Source organism: Bradyrhizobium sp. (assembly GCF_019242285.1).
Classification (GTDB): domain Bacteria; phylum Pseudomonadota; class Alphaproteobacteria; order Rhizobiales; family Xanthobacteraceae; genus Bradyrhizobium.
On record NZ_JAFAVV010000741.1, the window covers coordinates 23,457 to 42,379 of the forward strand.

Genomic DNA, 18,923 nt, shown 5'->3' on the forward strand with positions numbered 1-18,923 from the left:
TCGGATTGTTCTTCTCCCTCCCCTTGCAAGAACAAGGAGAGGTGAACATGAAAGCTAAGCCGCCTTCGGCAATTGCGCCTTGGCCTCGGCAAACGCCCAATCGATCCACTGCGTCAAGAGAGCGACGTCGGATGCCTCGACCGTGGCGCCGCACCAGATGCGCAGGCCGGCCGGCGCGTCGCGATAATGCGCGAAGTCGAAGCCGGCATTTTCCTTCTCGACCAGCGCCACCAGCTTCTTGCAGAACTCGGCCTGCGCGTCCGGATTCAGCGAGGTGATGGCCGGATCGACCACCTTCAGGCAGACCGAGGTGTTGGAGCGGATCGCGGGATCCCTGCCCAGGAAGTCGATCCAGGGCGTTTTCGCCTTCCAGTCCGCCAGCACCTTGGTGTTGGCGTCGGCGCGGGCGATCAGCGCCTTCAGTCCGCCGATCGACTTGCCCCAGTTCAGTGCATCGAGATAGTCCTCGACGCACAGCATCGACGGCGTGTTGATGGTCTCGCCCTCGAAAATGCCGGCATTGAGCTTGCCGCCCTTGGTCATGCGAAAGATCTTCGGCAGCGGCCAGGCCGGCTTGTAGGTTTCGAGCCGCTCGACGGCGCGCGGCGACAGCACCAGCATGCCATGCGCGGCCTCGCCGCCCAACGCCTTCTGCCAGGAGAAGGTCACGACGTCGAGCTTGGGCCAGTCCAGCAGCTGCGCGAACGCCGCCGAGGTGGCGTCGCAGATCGTCAGGCCCTTGCGGTCGGCCTTGATCCAGTCCGCGTTCGGCACGCGCACGCCGGAGGTGGTGCCGTTCCAGGTGAAGACGATGTCGGTATCGCAATCGACCTTGGAGAGGTCGACGATCTCGCCATAGCCGGCGTGAAGCTGGGTGACGTCCTTGAGCTTCAATTCCTTGAGGATGTCGCCGACCCAGCCCTCGCCGAAGGATTCCCAGGCGAGCGTGGTGACGCCACGGGCGCCGAGCAGCGACCACAGCGCCATCTCGACCGCGCCGGTGTCGGAGGCCGGCACGATGCCGATCCGGTAATCGGCAGGCACCTCGAGCACCTCGCGCGTCAGCTCGATGGCCTGCTTGAGCCGCGCTTTGCCGACCTTGGCGCGATGCGAGCGGCCGAGTGCGGCGTCCTTGAGATTTTGGGGATTCCAGCCGGGGCGCTTGGCGCAGGGGCCGGACGAAAAATGCGGCACGGCCGGCCGCTGAGCGGGCTTCGCTGTCGTCATGATCTACCCTTCCAGATAGTAAGCCTCCCGTTGGGGGGAGGTGTCCCGCCGCTGCACATATGGGAATCGGGACCAGTCGTCAAGGACGGCGCGATCACGGGCCATTGACGGGCGGGCGATCGGCGGCCCACGCTGGAAGCATCTGTTAATCGTTCTATTCCGGCGCGGCGCCGAACGGCGCGCCGCCGCCCGGCCGATGCAGGAAGGTCATCGACACATAGGCGCCGATCCAGGAGCCGATCGCGGCAAAGCCGACATAGACCCAGTTCTCGGTGGAGCTGATCACAGCGAAGGAGGAGAGCAGATACCAGACGCTGCTCCAGGTCGCCGCCGGCACGCGCCGCCGCGCCACCACCGCCGAGGTAAACATCACGTAAACGGCGTCGGTCGCGGCCGTTGCCAGCACGACGGCGATGGCGGTGAGCGGGTTGATGGCTGACATCGCTGACATGCTCACTTCCTTGTCGCTGCTAGAACCGGATCGTCATGCCGACATGGCTGCGCGCAAAACCGAGCCGCCCGTAGAAGCGCTGCGCGTCGGTGCGGGTGTGATGCGTGAGCAGCTCGACCAGCTTGCAGCCCTTGCCGCGCGCTTCGTCGACCGCCCATCGCACGAGCTTCTCGCCGATGCCGCGGCTGCGCCGGTCGGAGGCGACGCGGACATCCTCGAGCAGGCCGCGCGAAGCACCCTGCGAGCTGAGCCCCGGCAGGATGCAGAGCTGCAGGCAGCCGACCACCTTGCCGCCCTCCTCCGCGACCACGAGCGTGACGTTGACATCGGCGTCGAGCCGCTCGAACGCGCCGAAATAGGATGCGGGCAGGGGATCGTCCAGCCGCTCGCGCGCACGTCCCAGCGGATCGTCGGCCAGCATCGCGACGATGGCGGTGACATCGTCGCGGCAGGCGCGGCGGATGGTGATGGCGGAGATCGCTGTCATGATGTTTCGGCTCTTCTTCGTTCGGATCGCGACCGTGGCGCTCACCGCGCCGGCGGAAGGCCGAGCGCCTGCTCGGCTTCCGCGATCCAGCGCCGCAGCGCCGTGTAGCGGCCGAGGTCGAAACCGCCCTCATGCGCGACGCGCGTATAGGCGAGCAGCGTGACGTCCGCGAGTGAGAAGTTCTCGCCGACCAGAAAGCGCGCATCGGCAAGGCGGCGTTCCAGCACGTCGAGCGCGGCATAGCCGCGCTTCACCAGATTCTCGTCGAGCGCGCTCGCCGGCTTGCCCAGATAGACCATCTGGAAGCGGCAGACCGCGACGTAGGGCTCGTGGCTGTTCTGCTCCCAGAACATCCAGGCCTCCATCTGCGCCGCGCTGAACGGATCCGCCGGAATCAGCGCGCTGCCATCGGCGAGATAGCGAATGATGGCATTGGACTGGGCGAGCGTGCGGCCGTCGTCGAACTCGACCGTCGGCACCTGCCCCCATGGATTGAGCTTCAGGAACTGGGCCGTGCGGCTGCCGCCCGTCATGGTGTCGACGTCGACCCAGGCGTAGGGCAGCGAAAGCGTGTCGCAGACCCATTTGACCTTCAGGCAGTTGCCCGAGCCGCTATCGCCATGAATCCTCATCGCCGTCGCCTCCTGCTCGCGATGGCGAAGAGCAGCAGGCGGCAGCGCCGCCGTCAACGGGCCAATCGGCTCGCCCGATCAGAACTTGTAGCCGAGACCGACGTGGAAGGTGTTGACCGCGGTGTCGATCGAGGCGGCATAGCGGCTGTACTGCCACTCCCCGCGCAGGAACAGGCCCGACATCAGCATCACGTCCACGCCGAGACCCCAGCTATAGCCATAGACGAACCGGCTGTTCTGGGCATCGGTCGCGCTGAGGTAGAACGGGACGTTGAAACCGGTCCCCACCTGCGTGCCGTAGATCGAGGCGGTCTTGACGATGTCGGCCTGCCCGAGCGCCATGCCGCCGAAGGCGTAAGGCAGGAAGATGCCCCATGCATAGCCGGCGCGCAGCCGCGCCGACGCCATGTCGGTCAATTTGACCGATCCGTCGGCCTGATAGGTCACGGTGTCCGTGGTGCCGTTGCTGTCGGTGAAGATGCGGGTCATGCTGTCGGTCTGCGAGCCGCCGAAGCTGCCGTGCATGTAGCTGAGCTCGAGGCCGAGCACGACATCTTCCCACTGGGCGTTGTAGCCGGCGAACGCGCCGAAGCCGTGGCCGTGCGTCGACACCTTGCCGCCCAGCGGCCAGTCGGAAACATCGCCGGCATTCTGGATCGCCGTGTCGAACAGCAGCTTGGTCGCGAGATCCTTCGTCGCCCCGGTGAAGTCCATGTCGGAGGTGCCGAGGCCGCCCTGGCCGCCGACGTAGAAGCCCTCCCAGTTGACGCGGCTCGCTGAGAGGCCGTCGGCGAAGCCGCCGCGCAGGATCGGAAGGTCGGGCATGTCGGCCGCGTGCGCGGCAGATACCGCTCCCAACACCATCACCGCCACCAGGAAACCACGCATCGCAACGCTCTCCATCGAGACTAGATCCGAGGAGATCATCGCGCGTTAACCTTAACCAATCGTTCCTGCGGCGTTTCCGTGTCGGGAAAACGGCAAAAGAAAACGGCGCGGGAAAGCCCCGCGCCGTTAACCAACCCTAAGTGATTGTGGCCGCGATCAGCCCTTGCGCACCAGCGGCGGTGGCGGCGGGGGAAGCACGTCGCAGCAGATCCAGCGCACGCCGAGCTTGAGGTCCTGCGAGATCATGTCGCGGAACTGGAAGCTGGATTGACCGATATTGGTGCCATCGAAGAAGTGGCCGCCGCCCTGAACGCCGGTGCCCATGTCGAGATAGCGATACGCCAGCTCGACCGTGAAGTCGTTGGTGACCCTGTAGGCGACCCCGGCATGGGCTGCCCACGCGAAGTTCGTCTTCGAGGCGCCATCGGCGGCGAAGGCGCTGGTGCGGCCGTCGAACGCCGGAAAGGTCGCGTTGTCGGTGAAGGCGGTGGTCCTGATATTGGCGGCACCGACACCGGCGCCGATGAACGGCGTCAGGCACCACCAGGTGCCGAGATCGGCATAGGCGTTGACCAGTCCGACCCAGCTCGTGTAGCCGCCATGATAGGTATCGGCGAGCCCGCCGCCGGGATTGAACATGAAGAAGTCGGTGCCGTTGAAGCTTGCGCGCGAACGGTACTCACCGGTGATGTCGGCGCGGAACCAGCTGTTGAACTGATAGCCGACGCCGACGCCGAACCGCATGCCGCCGTCGAAGCCATGACCGTACTGGTTGAAGGCGGTCCCGGCCGGCAGCGTGTCATAGCTGTTCTCGTGCAGCTTCGTGCTCGTGTTGGTCATACCGATATCGCCGCGCAGGTACCAGCCGCCAAAATCGACCGGCTGCGGCATCGCATACATCGGGGGCGGGTTGATGGGCATGTCGGCGGCGAATGCCGCGGTCGACAGCAGTGAAGCCGCCGCGGCGGCAATGAGGGGCTTAACGCTACGCATTGGCTTTGTCCTTTTGGCCAAGTGAGGCGAGCGATGGCCTCACATCCGACAATTCACGGGCAGGACGATGGCACTAATTACTTAATTACCGCTTAACCCTAATTCTTAAGGTTGATTTCCTACGAACGCTCGCGCGAAAAGCATCGGCCAGCGGCGCTGACCTTCTTCACAATGGTTAACGGAGCGGGACAGAAGTTAACGCGCGAGAAAACGACGGGCCGGACGGGTCGCGCGCCTCAGCGCGTGTGCCGTGGCATCGTGGGCAGGAACACCGCGAGCAGGCCGATCGCCGGCAGGAAGGCGCAGACCTGGTAGACGAAGCCGATCGAGGTGTGGTCGGCGAGCTTGCCGAGCACTGCGGCGCCGAGACCGCCGATGCCGAAGGCGACGCCGAAGAACACGCCGGAGATCATGCCGAAGCGGTGCGGCACCAATTCCTGCGCGAACACGATGATCGACGACGTGGTCGAGGAGATGATGAGGCCGATGAACACGGTCAGCACCGCACTCGCAGCGAGCCCGACATAGGGCAGCGCCAGCGTGAACGGCAGCGCGCCGAGGATCGAGAACCAGATCACGATCCTGCGGCCGAAGCGGTCGCCCAGCGGCCCGCCGAGAAAGGCGCCGACGGCATTGGCGGCGAGAAACACGAACAGATAGATCTGCGCCGCCTGGGTCGAGACGCCGAACTTGTCGATCAGGTAGAAGATGTAATAGCTCGACAGGCTGGAGACGTAGAGCTGCTTGGAGAACAGCAGCGCCACCAGCACCGCGAGTGCGACGGTCACGCGGCGCGAACTCGGCGCATCCGGATGCGCATCGACGGATACGAATTTCTTCGCCTTGATCTGCGGCCGGTACCACAGCCCGATGCGCCACAGGATGACGATCGCGACGAAGGCGATCGAGGAGAACCAGGCGATCGACGGCTGGCCGAACGGCACCACGATCAGTGCCGCGAGCACCGGCCCCATCGAGGTGCCGAAGCTGCCGCCGAGCTGGAATACCGATTGCGCGAAGCCGTAGCGGCCGCCGGAGGCGAGCCGCGCGATTCGCGCCGATTCCGGATGGAACACCGCCGAGCCGAGCCCGATCAGCGCCGCCGAGATCAGGATCACCGGATATTGCCGCGCGACGCTGAGCAGCAGCAGCCCGAAGAAGGTCGAGGACATGCCGATCGCGAGCGAGAACGGCTGCGCCTTCTTGTCGGTGAAATGCCCGACCACGGGCTGCAGCAGCGAAGCCGTGAACTGGAACGCCAGCGTGATCAGCCCGATCTGCGCGAAGTCGAGCGCATAGGTCGCCTTCAGGATCGGATAGACCGAGGCGATCAACGACTGCATGGTGTCGTTGAGGAAGTGCGAGAAGCTGATGCCGGCGAGCACGATATAGGCCGGACCCGCCGCCTTCGCCGCCATCGTCCGCCTGATCTCCGGAACGACGACCGGCTCGGTCAGCGTTTCCTCGGAGACGACGACGGACTTGTTCAAGGTGACACCTCGCATCGATCAGTGAAACGATGCGGCCTTCCTACGATGGCGGCACGCGTGCCACCACCGTCAATAGCCCATGGCTGGATTGCGCTATCAGGCCGCCGCCTGGCCGAGCGCGGTGACGATGTGATCGACGACCTCCTCGACCATGTTGCGATCGTCGCCCTCGCCCATCACGCGGATCACGGGCTCGGTTCCCGACGAGCGTACCAAGAGCCGGCCGTGGCCGTTGAGCCGCTTCTCGCCGGCGTCGATCGCGGACTTGACCTCGGCATCGTCGAGCGGCTTACCGCTGCGATAGCGCACGTTCTTCAGAATCTGCGGCAGCGGATCGAATCTGTGGCAGACCTCCGACACCGGGCGGCGCAGCTTCTGCACCACGGCGAGCACCTGCAACGCGGCGACGAACCCGTCGCCGGTCGTGGCGTAGTCGGACAGGATGATATGGCCGGACTGTTCGCCGCCGAGATTGTAGCCGTCGGCGAGCATGCGCTCGAGCACGTAGCGGTCGCCGACCGGGGTGCGCACCAGCTCGAGCCCGATGCCGTTGAGGTAGCGCTCCAGCCCGAGGTTCGACATCACGGTGGCGACGATGCCGGGCCGCGCCAGCCTGCCGTCCTCCTTGAAGCTCTGCGCGATCACCGCGAGCAACTGGTCGCCGTCGACGAGATGGCCGCGCTCGTCGACCAGGATGACGCGATCGGCGTCGCCGTCGAGCGCGATGCCGATGTCGGCGCGCATCTCCCGCACCTTCTTGCAGAGCGCCTCCGGCGACGTCGAGCCGCATTCCTTGTTGATGTTGAATCCATCAGGCTCGACGCCGATCGAGATCACGTCGGCACCGAGCTCCCACAGCGCTTCCGGCACCACCTTGTAGGCCGCGCCATTGGCGCAATCGACCACCACACGCAGGCCGTCGAGCGATAGGTCGCGCGGCAGAGTGCGCTTGGCGAACTCGATATAGCGGTCGTGCACGCCGTCGATGCGGCGCGCGCGCCCCAGGCTCGCGCTCTGAGCCAGCCGCTTGGTCAGGCATTCGTCGAGCAACTGCTCGATCTGCCTCTCGACATCGTCGGAGAGCTTGAAGCCCTGCGGGCCGAACAGCTTGATGCCGTTGTCCTCGAACAGATTGTGCGAGGCGGAGATCATCACGCCGAGGTCGGCCCGCATCGACTTGGTCAGCATCGCGACCGCCGGTGTCGGCATCGGGCCGACCAGCAGCACATCCATGCCGACCGAGGTGAAGCCCGCGACCATCGCGTATTCGATCATGTAGCCGGACAGGCGGGTATCCTTGCCGATGACGACGCGGTGGCGGTGGTCGCCGCGCTGGAACAGCAGGCCCGCAGCCTGGCCGACCTTGAGCGCCAACTCCGGTGTGATCAGTGCGTTGGCACGACCACGAATGCCGTCGGTACCGAAATAGTTACGGCTCATGGAACCCCCAGTGCGCCGCTTCCCGAGCGCAAGCGGCGGAGGCCTGTCATCGCCCCCGAGAATTTGGGGTTATAATGCCTTCGTCGCTAAATTGGCTTCAAAAAATATGATGAATAATTACCGCGACGAACTCCGCCGCGGCAACTGCAATTATTTGTTTAAATTAATTATTTCGGCCAGACGCGACGCGTTCAGTCCTTTCGGAACACGTCGTGGTCGCCCTTGGAAGGCGGCGGCTGGGTGAGATTGGGCGGGTCGGAGGCCGGAAAGCTTTCCTCGAGCCCCTCCTCCAGCGCCGAATCAAGCCGGCGCTTTTCGGCATCCTTGCTGGATCTGGCCTTCTTCGAACCGGAGCCACGCATCGTCACCTCCTGGCCGCACGGCTCCCCAGCATTTGGCAGCCGCCTCAATCATGCTAGATGACCCCGAAAGCCGTGAACGCAAGAAGGCGGGGGACGCCCATGAAACACATCACCTGCATCGAGGATCTGCGCGCGCTGCACAAGCGCCGCGTGCCGAAGGCGTTTTTCGACTACGCCGACCGCGGCTCCTATGCCGAGGAGACGCTGCGCGCCAACCGCGACGACCTCCAGGAGATCAAGTTCCGCCAGCGCATCCTGGTCGACGTGTCCAAGCGCGATCTCTCGACCACGATCCTCGGCGAGCCGGCCGCCCTGCCCTTGATTCTCGCGCCGGTCGGACTGCTCGGCATGCAGCATGGCGACGGCGAGATCCATGCCTGCCGCGCGGCCCAGGCCGCCGGCATTCCGTTCACGCAGAGCACGATGTCGATCTGCTCGATCGAGGATATCGCAGCCAGCGTCGAGAAACCGTTCTGGTTCCAGCTCTACGTCATGAAGGACCGCGGCTTCATCAAGGCGCTGATCGAGCGCGCGATCGCCGCCAGGTGCAGCGCGCTGGTGCTGACGGTCGATCTGCAGGTGATCGGCCAGCGCCACCAGGACATCAAGAACGGCATGACCGTGCCGCCGGAATGGTCGCTGTCGAAATTAATCGACTTCGCCACCAAGCCTTCCTGGGTGTCCGGCGTGCTGCGCGGCAAGCGCCGCACCTTCGGCAACCTGATGGGACATCTCAAGGGCAGCGACGACATCACCGCGCTGTCGAGCTGGATCAACACCCAGTTCGACACCACGCTGAACTGGAAGGACGTCGACTGGATCCGTTCGATCTGGCCGGGCAAGCTGATCCTCAAGGGCATCCTCGACGTCGAGGACGCGGAGATCGCGGCGAAGAGCGGCGCGCAGGCGCTGGTGGTGTCCAACCATGGCGGCCGTCAGCTCGATGGCGCCCCATCCTCGATCGAGGTGCTGCCGGAGATCGTCGACACGGTCGGCGGGCAGATGGAGGTGATGTTCGACGGCGGCATCCGCTCGGGCCAGGATCTGATGCGGGCGCTCGCGCTCGGCGCCAAGTCGTGCATGATCGGCCGCGCCTACGCCTACGGCCTCGGGGCCGCCGGACAGGCCGGCGTCGAGAAGGCCATCAGCCTGATCGCAAAGGAGCTGGAGACCACCATGGGCCTGTGCGGCGTCAACACCATCGCCGAAATCGACGACCGCGTGATCGCGGTGTGAGGGTAAGCCATCGCATCTTGCTCGGTTTCGCAGGACCTCCTACCCTTGATCAAGGGTAGGAGGTCCTGCTGGCAGCGCTACTATGGATTCCATCCGCGTTCAGAAGCTTGCCGACATACCCGTTTCTCGCGACGGCTATTCGCTCGTCACCAAGTCGGTGGCGAATGACGGCTCGCTCCTGTTCCTGTCGATCGAGCCTGGCGGCGCTGGCGCGGTCAGGGAGACCTATTCGCGCGGAGGCGGCGTCTTTCCCAAGCCGCGGATGAAGGAGGCGAGGCGGTTTCGCCTGACGCTGGTGGCAGCCGACGGCTCCGCGCGGGAGATCGAATTGCCGGAGCTCGATGTCACGTTTCCGCTGGTCGATGTTTTCCCGGGCGGCAGGATTCTCGTCGTCGCGACAAGATGCGCCTGGCGCGGCCCGGAGGATTTCGACCTGAACGGCGCGATCGTCGATCCGGGCAGCTCCGAGGTTTCGCGCATCCTTCTCGGCGACGGGATCGAGCGTACCTACGTGGATGCCCTTGGACGAATCTGGGTCTCCTATTTCGATGAGGGCGTGTTCGGCAATTTCGGCTGGGGCGGCCCGGGTCCGACGCCCATCGGCGCCGCCGGCCTGGTCTGCTTCTCGGAGACCGGCGACAAGATCTGGGAGTATTCCGACGACAACGGGATGGCCGACTGCTACGCGTTGAACGTGTGCGGCGAGGAAGCAGCGATGTTCTTCTACACCGATTTTCCCCTGTGTCGGATATCGCGCGATTTCAGGACGACACACTGGAGGACCGAGCTGCGCGGCTGCCACGAATTCGCGATCTCCGCCGCGCAGATTCTCTTCACAGCGCAATACAAGGAGCCGCCGGACACGGCCTATCGCGGACAATTCGACGGCAGCGCACTTTCAACGCGGCGGGTGCGACTGCAATTGCCCGACGGCTCACCCTTGCCCAGAGGACAGTTGCTCGGACGCGGTGCGCATCTCTATTTCTTCGATGAGTCTTCCGTGTATCGCGCCAGCCTGGACTGAAGCGGCCGCACACTCGGTTTCGTAGGGTGGGCAAAGGCGCGAGGCGCCCTGCCCACCATCCATCGGCATCATAGCTCGGCAATGGTGGGCACGCTTCCGCCTCCGCTCGCGCTTCGGCGAAAGCTTAGCCCACCCTACGAATTGTGCGGGGGGTGCGGTCCTTCGGACCGCACCGGAATGGCGTTTGGTCTGCACACGTGCAGACCAACACGTCACATCGGCGGGGTGATGCCGTCGCGTCCGACATTGACGCGGTTGGCCTCCAGCATGCCGTCGTCCTTCTTGGTCGCGCCGAAGATGATGATCTTCACGCCGGGCTTCACCTCGGACTTGTCGCTGGCGACGAAGGTGACAATCGGCGTATCCGGCGGCACCACCACCTTCTTCTCGCCGTCCTTGTACTTCACCAGGATGTTCTGGCCGTCGGTGCCCTTGACCGTCTCGGCGACGGTGGCGTTGGTCATGGTCGAGTTGGGGCGCGCATCCCAGGGGCGGAAGCCTTCCGCCGCGCCGCGCTGGTTTTCCGGGAAGATGTGCACCGCGAACGCCTTCTGGGTGCCGTCCGGCTCGGCCATTGCCGAGACGCCGATATAAGAGCCTTCCTTGATCTGCGACAGCTCGGTCTTGACCACCGCGAACACGGCGACGTTGTCGGTCATCCGCACCTTCACGTCGGTGCCCTCGCGGGTCTTGATGTCCAGCACCGGCCCATCCACCGCCTCGATGGTGCCGCGGATGCGGGTCGGCGGCGGCTGCTGCGCCCACGCCACCGAGGTCAGAACCGAAATGGTTGCAAGCGATGCCACCAGCAGGCGCGGCATCATCGATCTCGTCTTCGACATGGCTTCTTTCTCCGGATTTTCAGCGATCGCGCCAACCCAAACCCCGCGGGAACGAAGGTATTCCGAGGTCACGATCGCTGGCACCGACGATCGCGTGATCGCGGTGTTGAGGAAGTCAACCATCCGGACCGTCATTCCGGGGCGGTCCGTAGGATCGAACCCGGAATCCGGGTTCGATCCTACGCATCCCGGAATGACGTTTTGGTCTGCGCGCGCGTAGACCAAAACATCACATCGGCGGGGTCAGGCCGTCGCGGCCGACGCTGATGCGGTTGCTCTCGAAGGTGCCGTCATCGAGCGGCTTGACGAAGGCGATGATGCTGGCGCCGGCCTTCAGGTCGGACTTGTCGCCGGGGACATAGGTCACGACTGGCGTGTCCTGCGGCACCTCCACCTTCTTCTCGCCGTCCTTGTATTTCACTAGTAGCGTGTGGCCGTCATTGCCGACCACGCTCTCGGTCACCGTGGCGTTGGTCATGGTGGAATTCGGCTTCAGGTCATAGGGCCGCGATCCCTCGCCGGTGCCGCGCATGGCTTCCGGGAAGACATGGACCTCGACCGCCTTCGGCATGCCGTCCGGTCCCGGCACGGTCGTGGTGCCGATGAACGAGCCGACCTTGATCTCGGAGAGCGAGATCTTGATCAGGCCGACGATCTTCGCATCAGCAGTCAGATGCAGCTTGACGTCCTCGCCGCTGCGCGACTTGACCGAGAGCGTGTCGCCATCCACCGCCTCGATGGTGCCGCGCACCCGCGACGGCGTCGGCGATTTCTGCGCGATGGCGAAAACGGTCGAGGCCGTGACCATCGCGATCGCGATGAGCGGGCGGCCAAAGGTGGAACGGCGAACAGTCATGGGAACACTCCGGCAGGGTCGGTGTACCTACCAGGAGACCCCCTCGCCTGCACGATATTCCGGCCTCAAGCCTTTGTGAGATCGGCCTCGACGAGCGCACGAAGCTCAGGCGTCACCTGCGGGCGCTGGCCGAACCACAAGCTGAATCCACGCACGGCCTGATGCAGCAGCATGCCGAGCCCGTCGGCGGTACGCAGACCGCGCGCCCTCGCCGCGGCGAGCAGCGGCGTCACCAGCGGCACATAGACGAGATCGGCGACGGCCGCCTCGGGCAGCAGGCGGCCGAGGTCGATCTCGAGCGCCGGCTGGCCGTGCATGCCGAGCGAGGTGGTGTTGACCAGGAGGCCCGCGCGCGGCAGCACGCTGCTGGCCTCTTCCCACGGCAACGGGTGAACCCGTTCGCCGAACTGCTCCGCCAACCCTTGCGCGCGCTCGGCGCTGCGGTTCGCCACATGCACGCGGGCGATGCCGCGCTCGATCAGGCCGAACACGACGCCGCGCGCGGCGCCGCCGGCGCCCAGCACCAGCGCGTCACCGCATCCGTCCCATCCCGGCGCCGAGACATCGAGGTTGTCGATGAAGCCCTCGACATCGGTGTTGGTCGAGCACAATTCGCCGTTGTCGAACCACAGCGTGTTGGCGGCACCGACCGCGCGGGCGCGGGCATCGCCCCTGCTCAGCGCCAGCGCCTGCTCCTTGTGGGGGCGGGTGATGTTGGCGCCGACGAAGCCGCGCTGCGACAGCCGCAGGATGAAATCGGCGAATTCCTCCGGCGGCACCGCCTCGATGATGTAGCCACCTTCGATGCCGAGCAGCCGCAACCAGTAGCGGTGAATGACCGGCGAGCGGGAATGGGCGGCCGGCCAGCCGATCAGGCACGCCATCGGGGGCTTCTTCTCTGCGCTCATGACCGTCCAATCCGACAAGCCGCGGCCGCTGTCAATGTCACTTATGGTCCGTCAGCGCGCATAGCGCGGCGAGGCCGAGCGCCCAGATCGCGGCGAACCAGATCGCCGCGAGATTGATCCAGTGATAGGCAGCGCCGCCGCCGACCGCGCCCGCGGCCAGCGCCGCCCACAGGAGCAGGTTCGTGACCCAGCCGAGACGCGGCCCGCCGGTCAGCGCGACCGCCAGGTGCTGGCCGACCTTGACCAGCGCGCCGGTGACATAGGTGAGGCCAAGGCCGGCGCCGCCGTCGATCTGGAACACGGCGTTCTCCATGCCCATCGCCATCACGATGGCGCCGATCGTGAAATCCGGCCGCCCGAACGTGTAGCAGAGCGCGCCGAACGCGAGCAGCCCCGCCTCGGCGAGCAGCACGCGCGGCTGGCGATGGGCGCCGCGGCCGAGCACGATCAGGCTGCCGAGCAGCGCGCCCAGCGTGAACAGCGCGATCAGGGCGGACGCCTCGGCCGCGTCGAGCCATTTTCCCTCGGCGAGGCTGACGCCCATCCGGGTCGAGGTGCCGCTCATGAACGACACGAACAGCCCGCCCAGATGCAGGAAGCCGATGCCGTCGACATAGCCGGCGAGCGCGCTCAGCGCGCAGGCGAGCGCGATGTTGCGACGGGTGTCAAGCATGCTTGCCGGCTACGCCGAAGCACTCCACTCGTAGACCTCCTTGTCAAAGATCTCCGCGAAGCCGGCGCGGCGCAGGTTGCGATGGGAATGCTCCAGCATGGTGAGCGTCTCCGACACCAGGAGCGCGCAGCCGAGCGCTTCGGCCCGCGCCAGGCGCGCCGCGATCAGCGCCTGCTGCGCGCCGCGCTTGCGGTCGCCCTCACGGGTCGCGGCCATGCCGAGATAGCCGATGTCCTCGAACAGGCAGAGGGCGGCGACCGCGACCGGACGATCGCCGTCGAACGCCATGTAGTGGAAGAAGCTCTCGCGGCCTGCCGACCGCACATATTCCGGCCACAGCGCCTCGCCGAGCGGTTCCGCCGCCGCAGCTATTTCCTCCCCGTCGACCTGTCGGATGTCGAGATCGGTCGTGAAGGGAGCCGGACCGCGCTGTTGGCGGCACAGCGTCGGGTAGCGGGTCCAGGGGACGCGTATGAGCCCGGCCTGCTCGATCATGCCGCGCGCGACCGCGACATCCGGGCCCGGGCTAAACCAGATGAAGAAGCGGCCGACGCCTTCGGAGGCGAATAGTTCGATCAGGCGCGGGATGCCGTCCGGCTTCATTCCTGCTTCCAGCCCACACAGATGGACGCGATTCGGGTTGCCGGAGGCATACGGTTTCCGACCCGAGGGATCGATCGTGACATAGGCCTCGCCGAACGGGACGCAGTGAAACTGGCGGCGAGTCACACCCGCGGGCTGATTGCAGCCGTCGAGCCACATGGTCAACCGCTTCATCTTTCGCGCCAGGTTGAACTGGTCCACTGCCTAAACCCCGCGTTCGCGTGAGCAATGTCGACGAAGGCGCTGAGGTTGAAAAGTGTCCACACAAAAAAAGTCCCGGACGGGCGTCCGTCCGGGACTTTCTCTGCGTCGCGACCTATGCCGCGTCGCGATGCGCGGCGATGATCTGGTCGGCGGCACGGCCGGTGACCTCGGCCATGTGATCGAACTGGCGCGTGAACGAGCCGGCGCCTGCGGTCGCCGAACGCAGCTCGACGATCAATTCGCCGATCTCGGCCTCCGGCATCATGGCGCGGACGCAGTCCCAGCCCGACCAGCCCTCGCGGGTGTCGAAGCCGAGGATCTGCCCGCGCCGCCCGGACAGGATCGCGTTGATCTTGGCTGTCGCCTCGGTCGGGCAGACGATCTCGACCGTGTGGATCGGCTCCAGCAGCACCGGCTGGCATTGCGGCAGGCCCTCGCTGAGACCGATCCGCGCCGCCGTGCGGAAGGCGAGATCGGACGAATCCACGCTGTGGTAGGAGCCGTCGGTCAGCGTGACCTGCACGTCGACGACCGGGAAGCCCAGCGGTCCGCGGGTGAGGCCGTCCTTGACGCCCTCCTCCACCGCCGGGATGTAGTTGCGCGGCACCGCACCGCCGACCACCTTTTCCTCGAACTTGAAACCCTCGCCGCGCGACAGCGGCTTGATGTCGAGCATGACGTCGCCGAACTGGCCGTGGCCGCCGGACTGCTTCTTGTGCCGGCCGCGCTGGGTGATCGGCTTGCGAATGGTCTCCTGATAGCCGACTACGGGCGGGTGCGACTTGACATTGATGCCGAAGCGCTCGCGCAGCCGCTCCAGCGCCACGCGTAGATGCATCTCGCCCTGCCCCCACAAGACGGTGTCGTGGGTGCGTGCGTTCTGCACCATGGTGAGTGACGGATCCTCCTCGTTGAGCCTGAGCAGCGCCTGGCCGAGCTTGACGTCGTCCTTGCGGTCGACCGCGGCGATCGACATCGCGAGCACCGGCGGCAGCGGCCCGATTTCGACCAGCGCGGCCGGCGCGGACTTGCCGGCTGCCACGGTGTCGCCGGTCTTGATGGCGTCGAGCTTGCCGAGGGCCACGGTGTCGCCGGCCTCGGCCGCGGCGCGCTTGGTGTCGTGGGCGCCGCTCGCTGCGAGGATGCCCGACACCCTGCCGCTTTCGCCGGAAGCGGCATGCAGCGTCGCGCCGTCGTCGAGGTGGCCGGCGATGATCCGCGTCAGCGACAGCTTGCCGCCGTGCTGCAGATGCACGGTCTTCAGCACATAGCCGAGCGCCTCCTTCGATGCGCGGGCGCCGAGCCGCTTGGCGGTCTCGGTCACGTCCGGTGCCTCGTGGCGCAGCGCCTTCATCAGCCGCAGCACGCCGTTCCCGCGCGTGGCCGAGCCGATCAGCACCGGGCAGATCAGCCCTTCGCGCAATTCCCGGGCGAGATCGTCGAATACGGCGTCGCGCGGCGGCTGGATGTCCTCCAATAGCTGCTCCATCAGCGCATCGTCGTGGTCAGCGAGCTTCTCCAGCATCGAGAAGCGGGCTTCCTTCTCGCGGTCGAGATCGCCGCCTTCGAGCGCGATCACCTCGGAAGCCTTGTGCTCGCGATAGACGAAGGCGCGCTCCAGCGCGAGATCGACGAAGCCCTGGATCAACTCACCGTTCCAGATCGGGATCTGCCGCAACACCAGCGGCACCCGGGACGCCGGCTGCAGCATCGCGAGCGTCTCGCGGACGCGCTTGCTGGCGCGGTCGATCTTGTTCAGGAACAGGAAGCGCGGAATTTTGAGGTCTTCCAATTCGCGCAGGATGATCTGGAGCTGCGGCAGCTTCTTCTCGTCGGCCTCGCAGACCACGACCGCCGCGTCGACCCCGGGAAGCGCGGCGCGCATGTCGTGCGAGAATTCGACCGAGCCCGGACAGTCGACGAAGGTGTAATTCTCGCCCATGAAGCTGGTGGTTGTGGCCGTCAGCCCGACGCTCATCTTGTGATGACGGGCCTCGGCGCTGGCGTCACCGACGGAATTGCCGGCGTCGACGCTGCCGGCGCGCGGGATCGCGCCGGTGCGGGCCAGGATCGCTTCGAGAAGGGAGGTTTTACCGCTTTGGAAAGGGCCCACCAGCGCGATGCACCGGGGACCGCGGGGACTTCTGACGTCTTGTCCCATTTCGCCGTCTCCTTTGGATTGGAGCTCGGCCCTTGATTGGGTCGGCAAACGTCCATGGTCTGCCTGACCTCAGGATTTGGCAAGCGGGAAAGTGTCGCTGCGATGCGTCCGAAATTTGTTAACACCGTGCTCTCCGTTGTTTCACGGAGAGCGGAGGCACGAAACCATCGCGCCTGGGCTAGCGTCCCGGCCGCAGTTCCAGGCTTTCCAGACCCGCGGCAACGCTGAGGCCGACCTGCCCCTGCACGCTGAGCGGCTGCAGCGCAATCGAGTTGGCCGAGCCACCCCACAGCGCGTTGCCCCCCACGCCGATGCCGACCGACGCGCTGCCCTGTGCGCCCGCATAGGTGCCGGCGAGATCGCCCGGCCCGAGCCGCGCCACCGGCGCGTAGACGCCCCAGCCGAGCACCGTCTCCTGGGTGATGCCGAGATCGATGCCGACCTTGCGGATGGTTGCGACGTAGCGATCCTCCGGCACGCCTTCGACGCGCAGCACGCAGCCGAGATTGGTGACGGAGCCGACGACGTAGCCGACGCTCGCGCCGCCGCGGCACTCGAGGATTCCGACCTGCACGAGCGAAGGTTGCTGCGCGCGGGCACACGTTGAGGATGTGGCAAGCAGGATCGCCGCTGCCGCTGCAAGAACGAATGAACGAGACATGAAACAAGGCTCCGAACGCGGAGAGATGTGATGCGAGCGCTGGCCCCATGGCCGGCGCCGGCCGCATCTATGCCACAATCGGCATTCTCATGCCAAAGATTAAAGAGGCCCGCTTTCGCAGGCCTCCCGTTCATTCTCGTCATGAAAACGTTGCGTCAGCCGCGCATCGGGCGGTGATGATGACGGTGATGAAAATGCCGGCCGCCCGGCGCGAACGCCACCGGCTCGAGCTCGAGGCTCGCGACGCCCGCCGCGACGTTGAGACCCGTCTGGCCCTGCACGCTGATCGGCTGCAGCGCATAGGCGTTGGCCGGACCGCCGACCAGGAAGTTGCCGCCGCCGCCGACACCGACCGACACGTTGGCGCCGACGCCGCCATAATTGCCGGCGAGCACGCCGCGCGCGAGGCGCGTGGTCGGTGCACTGACGGCCCACCTCATCTGCGTCTTCTCGGTGAAGCCGAGATCCACGCCGATCCGATGCACGGTCGCCATATAGGCCTCGGGCCTTCGGCCCTCGCTCTGGAACACGCACTCCAGGTTCGCCACCGAGCCGACGACGAAACCGACATTCTGACCGCCCCGGCATTCGAGAATGCCGGCCTGCACCGGCGGCAGCGCGTTGGCAGTCGCGACGCCGCCGGCGAGCGCGGCGGCGGCAATGAAGAGAGTTGCAAGTCGCATGGGTTCGGATCTCCGCGAGACGGATGTGATTGGCGGGCGCAAAGGAAGGAACCGCCGTGTCCAAAACATGGCGGTGCCGGTGATCAGCCCGCAAAAATCCTCGCTGAGGTATTCCGCCTCGCGAAAGAGGGGTTATCTCAGATTGCCGCAGAAGCGCTGGATGCGCTTGCAGGCATCCTCGAGGTCGGAGTTTTTCGCCGCGTAGGAGATGCGGAACGCAGGCCCGAGCCCGAACGCGGAACCCTGCACCACCGCCACGCCTTCGTTCTCGAGAAGCTCGGTGACGAAATCCTCGTCATTGGCGATCGGCTTGCCGGACGGCGTGGTCCTGCCGATGGTGCCGGCGCAGGACGGATAGACGTAGAAGGCGCCGTCGGGCCGTGGGCATTCGATGCCCTTGGCCTGGTTCAGCATCGACACCACGAGGTCGCGCCGCTCCTTGAACGCCTTGTTGTTGACCGGGATGAAATCCTGCGGCCCGTTCAGCGCCTCGACCGCGGCCCATTGTGCGATCGAGCACGGGTTCGAGGTCGATTGCGACTGGATGGTCGCCATCGCCTTGATCAGATCGGCGGGTCCGCCGGCATAGCCGATGCGCCAGCCGGTCATGCAGTAGGCCTTCGACACGCCGTTCACGGTGAGCGTGCGCTCGTAGAGCTTCGGCTCGATCTGCGCCGGGGTCGCAAAGGTGAAGTCGTCATAGACCAGGTGCTCGTACATGTCGTCGGTCATGACGTAGACATGCGGATGCTTCACCAGTACATCGGTGATGGCCTTGAGCTCGGCACGCGAATACGCCGCGCCGGTCGGGTTCGACGGCGAGTTGAGGATGATCCACTTGGTCTTCGGCGTGATCGCCCTCTCCAGGTCATCGGGCTGCAGCTTGAAGCCATGCCTCGCCTCACAGACGATCGCGACCGGCTCGCCGCCGGCGAGCGCCACCATCTCCGGATAGCTCACCCAATAGGGCGCGGGAATGATGACCTCGTCGCCCGGATTGATGGTCGCCATCAGCGCGTTATAGAGCACCTGCTTGCCGCCGGTGGAGACGATCACCTGGCTCGGCTTGTAGGTCAGGCCGTTCTCGCGCTCGAACTTCTTG

Annotated in this window: 20 protein-coding genes; 2 read left to right on the forward strand and 18 right to left on the reverse strand. The window is 65.7% G+C overall.

Going from position 1 to position 18,923, the window contains the following annotated elements; translation table 11 throughout:
- Positions 1-54: 54 nt before the first annotated feature.
- The 9 genes from JOY90_RS30125 to JOY90_RS30165 all read right to left on the reverse strand — a co-directional run bounded on the left by JOY90_RS30125 (position 55) and on the right by JOY90_RS30165 (position 7,970).
- On the reverse strand, positions 55-1,227 hold the full coding sequence (locus JOY90_RS30125) for a phosphoserine transaminase (protein ID WP_291694741.1): 1,173 nt from the start codon (positions 1,225-1,227) through the stop codon (positions 55-57).
- 154 nt (positions 1,228-1,381) lie between these two features.
- On the reverse strand, positions 1,382-1,669 hold the full coding sequence (locus tag JOY90_RS30130; protein WP_291694760.1) for a hypothetical protein: 288 nt from the start codon (positions 1,667-1,669) through the stop codon (positions 1,382-1,384).
- A 28-nt stretch (positions 1,670-1,697) separates the two neighbouring features.
- Entirely contained in the window at positions 1,698-2,165 is a 468-nt protein-coding gene (locus tag JOY90_RS30135) for a GNAT family N-acetyltransferase (RefSeq protein WP_291694742.1), read from the reverse strand.
- 41 nt (positions 2,166-2,206) lie between these two features.
- Positions 2,207-2,797 (reverse strand): glutathione S-transferase family protein, encoded by a 591-nt coding sequence (locus JOY90_RS30140; protein WP_291694743.1) that lies wholly within the window; start codon positions 2,795-2,797, stop codon positions 2,207-2,209.
- 78 nt (positions 2,798-2,875) lie between these two features.
- Positions 2,876-3,685 carry an outer membrane beta-barrel protein gene (locus JOY90_RS30145; protein WP_291694744.1) on the reverse strand — a complete coding sequence of 270 codons (810 nt, stop codon included), beginning with the start codon at positions 3,683-3,685 and terminating at the stop codon, positions 2,876-2,878.
- 156 nt (positions 3,686-3,841) lie between these two features.
- Positions 3,842-4,678 carry an outer membrane beta-barrel protein gene (locus JOY90_RS30150; RefSeq protein ID WP_291694745.1) on the reverse strand — a complete coding sequence of 279 codons (837 nt, stop codon included), beginning with the start codon at positions 4,676-4,678 and terminating at the stop codon, positions 3,842-3,844.
- A gap of 236 nt (positions 4,679-4,914) precedes the next feature.
- Positions 4,915-6,168, reverse strand: a complete 1,254-nt coding sequence (locus JOY90_RS30155; RefSeq protein WP_291694746.1) for an MFS transporter — start codon at positions 6,166-6,168, stop codon at positions 4,915-4,917.
- 96 nt (positions 6,169-6,264) lie between these two features.
- Positions 6,265-7,608 carry a phosphoglucosamine mutase gene (gene glmM / locus JOY90_RS30160; protein ID WP_291694747.1) on the reverse strand — a complete coding sequence of 448 codons (1,344 nt, stop codon included), beginning with the start codon at positions 7,606-7,608 and terminating at the stop codon, positions 6,265-6,267.
- A 191-nt stretch (positions 7,609-7,799) separates the two neighbouring features.
- Entirely contained in the window at positions 7,800-7,970 is a 171-nt protein-coding gene (locus tag JOY90_RS30165; RefSeq protein ID WP_291694748.1) for a hypothetical protein, read from the reverse strand.
- A gap of 99 nt (positions 7,971-8,069) precedes the next feature.
- Here JOY90_RS30165 and JOY90_RS30170 point away from each other — a divergent pair, with 99 nt between their 5' ends.
- Entirely contained in the window at positions 8,070-9,206 is a 1,137-nt protein-coding gene (locus JOY90_RS30170) for an alpha-hydroxy acid oxidase (RefSeq protein ID WP_291694749.1), read from the forward strand.
- An 82-nt stretch (positions 9,207-9,288) separates the two neighbouring features.
- Positions 9,289-10,230, forward strand: coding sequence for a hypothetical protein (locus JOY90_RS30175; RefSeq protein ID WP_291694750.1), 942 nt, complete (start codon positions 9,289-9,291; stop codon positions 10,228-10,230).
- 212 nt (positions 10,231-10,442) lie between these two features.
- Here the strand turns inward: JOY90_RS30175 and JOY90_RS30180 are convergent, their stop codons facing one another.
- The 9 genes from JOY90_RS30180 to JOY90_RS30220 all read right to left on the reverse strand — a co-directional run.
- Positions 10,443-11,072 (reverse strand): hypothetical protein, encoded by a 630-nt coding sequence (locus tag JOY90_RS30180; protein WP_291694751.1) that lies wholly within the window; start codon positions 11,070-11,072, stop codon positions 10,443-10,445.
- A 229-nt stretch (positions 11,073-11,301) separates the two neighbouring features.
- Positions 11,302-11,928 (reverse strand): hypothetical protein, encoded by a 627-nt coding sequence (locus JOY90_RS30185; RefSeq protein WP_291694752.1) that lies wholly within the window; start codon positions 11,926-11,928, stop codon positions 11,302-11,304.
- Between the two features lie 65 nt (positions 11,929-11,993).
- Entirely contained in the window at positions 11,994-12,836 is an 843-nt protein-coding gene (locus JOY90_RS30190) for a shikimate dehydrogenase (protein ID WP_291694753.1), read from the reverse strand.
- 37 nt (positions 12,837-12,873) lie between these two features.
- Positions 12,874-13,509, reverse strand: a complete 636-nt coding sequence (locus JOY90_RS30195) for a YoaK family protein (RefSeq protein ID WP_291694754.1) — start codon at positions 13,507-13,509, stop codon at positions 12,874-12,876.
- Positions 13,510-13,518: 9 nt separating this feature from the next.
- Positions 13,519-14,313, reverse strand: a complete 795-nt coding sequence (locus tag JOY90_RS30200; protein ID WP_291694755.1) for a hypothetical protein — start codon at positions 14,311-14,313, stop codon at positions 13,519-13,521.
- A 115-nt stretch (positions 14,314-14,428) separates the two neighbouring features.
- Positions 14,429-16,477 carry an elongation factor G gene (locus tag JOY90_RS30205; RefSeq protein WP_291694756.1) on the reverse strand — a complete coding sequence of 683 codons (2,049 nt, stop codon included), beginning with the start codon at positions 16,475-16,477 and terminating at the stop codon, positions 14,429-14,431.
- A 178-nt stretch (positions 16,478-16,655) separates the two neighbouring features.
- Positions 16,656-17,138 carry a DUF992 domain-containing protein gene (locus tag JOY90_RS30210; RefSeq protein ID WP_291694757.1) on the reverse strand — a complete coding sequence of 161 codons (483 nt, stop codon included), beginning with the start codon at positions 17,136-17,138 and terminating at the stop codon, positions 16,656-16,658.
- 155 nt (positions 17,139-17,293) lie between these two features.
- Complete coding sequence (locus tag JOY90_RS30215) at positions 17,294-17,821, reverse strand: DUF992 domain-containing protein (protein WP_291694758.1); 528 nt, start codon at positions 17,819-17,821, stop codon at positions 17,294-17,296.
- Between the two features lie 132 nt (positions 17,822-17,953).
- A partial coding sequence (locus JOY90_RS30220; RefSeq protein WP_291694759.1) for a pyridoxal phosphate-dependent aminotransferase occupies positions 17,954-18,923 on the reverse strand: 970 nt, incomplete at its 5' end.

Coding starts and splice junctions, on each gene's coding strand:
- JOY90_RS30210 (WP_291694757.1), bottom strand. CDS start 17,138: ATGTCTCGTTCATTCGTTCTTGCAGCGGCAGCGGCGATCCTGCTTGCC.
- JOY90_RS30125 (WP_291694741.1), bottom strand. CDS start 1,227: ATGACGACAGCGAAGCCCGCTCAGCGGCCGGCCGTGCCGCATTTTTCG.
- JOY90_RS30175 (WP_291694750.1), top strand. CDS start 9,289: ATGGATTCCATCCGCGTTCAGAAGCTTGCCGACATACCCGTTTCTCGC.
- JOY90_RS30215 (WP_291694758.1), bottom strand. CDS start 17,821: ATGCGACTTGCAACTCTCTTCATTGCCGCCGCCGCGCTCGCCGGCGGC.
- JOY90_RS30180 (WP_291694751.1), bottom strand. CDS start 11,072: ATGTCGAAGACGAGATCGATGATGCCGCGCCTGCTGGTGGCATCGCTT.
- JOY90_RS30150 (WP_291694745.1), bottom strand. CDS start 4,678: ATGCGTAGCGTTAAGCCCCTCATTGCCGCCGCGGCGGCTTCACTGCTG.
- JOY90_RS30205 (WP_291694756.1), bottom strand. CDS start 16,477: ATGGGACAAGACGTCAGAAGTCCCCGCGGTCCCCGGTGCATCGCGCTG.
- JOY90_RS30185 (WP_291694752.1), bottom strand. CDS start 11,928: ATGACTGTTCGCCGTTCCACCTTTGGCCGCCCGCTCATCGCGATCGCG.
- JOY90_RS30170 (WP_291694749.1), top strand. CDS start 8,070: ATGAAACACATCACCTGCATCGAGGATCTGCGCGCGCTGCACAAGCGC.
- JOY90_RS30190 (WP_291694753.1), bottom strand. CDS start 12,836: ATGAGCGCAGAGAAGAAGCCCCCGATGGCGTGCCTGATCGGCTGGCCG.
- JOY90_RS30135 (WP_291694742.1), bottom strand. CDS start 2,165: ATGACAGCGATCTCCGCCATCACCATCCGCCGCGCCTGCCGCGACGAT.
- JOY90_RS30130 (WP_291694760.1), bottom strand. CDS start 1,669: ATGTCAGCCATCAACCCGCTCACCGCCATCGCCGTCGTGCTGGCAACG.
- JOY90_RS30165 (WP_291694748.1), bottom strand. CDS start 7,970: ATGCGTGGCTCCGGTTCGAAGAAGGCCAGATCCAGCAAGGATGCCGAA.
- JOY90_RS30195 (WP_291694754.1), bottom strand. CDS start 13,509: ATGCTTGACACCCGTCGCAACATCGCGCTCGCCTGCGCGCTGAGCGCG.
- JOY90_RS30140 (WP_291694743.1), bottom strand. CDS start 2,797: ATGAGGATTCATGGCGATAGCGGCTCGGGCAACTGCCTGAAGGTCAAA.
- JOY90_RS30145 (WP_291694744.1), bottom strand. CDS start 3,685: ATGCGTGGTTTCCTGGTGGCGGTGATGGTGTTGGGAGCGGTATCTGCC.
- glmM (WP_291694747.1), bottom strand. CDS start 7,608: ATGAGCCGTAACTATTTCGGTACCGACGGCATTCGTGGTCGTGCCAAC.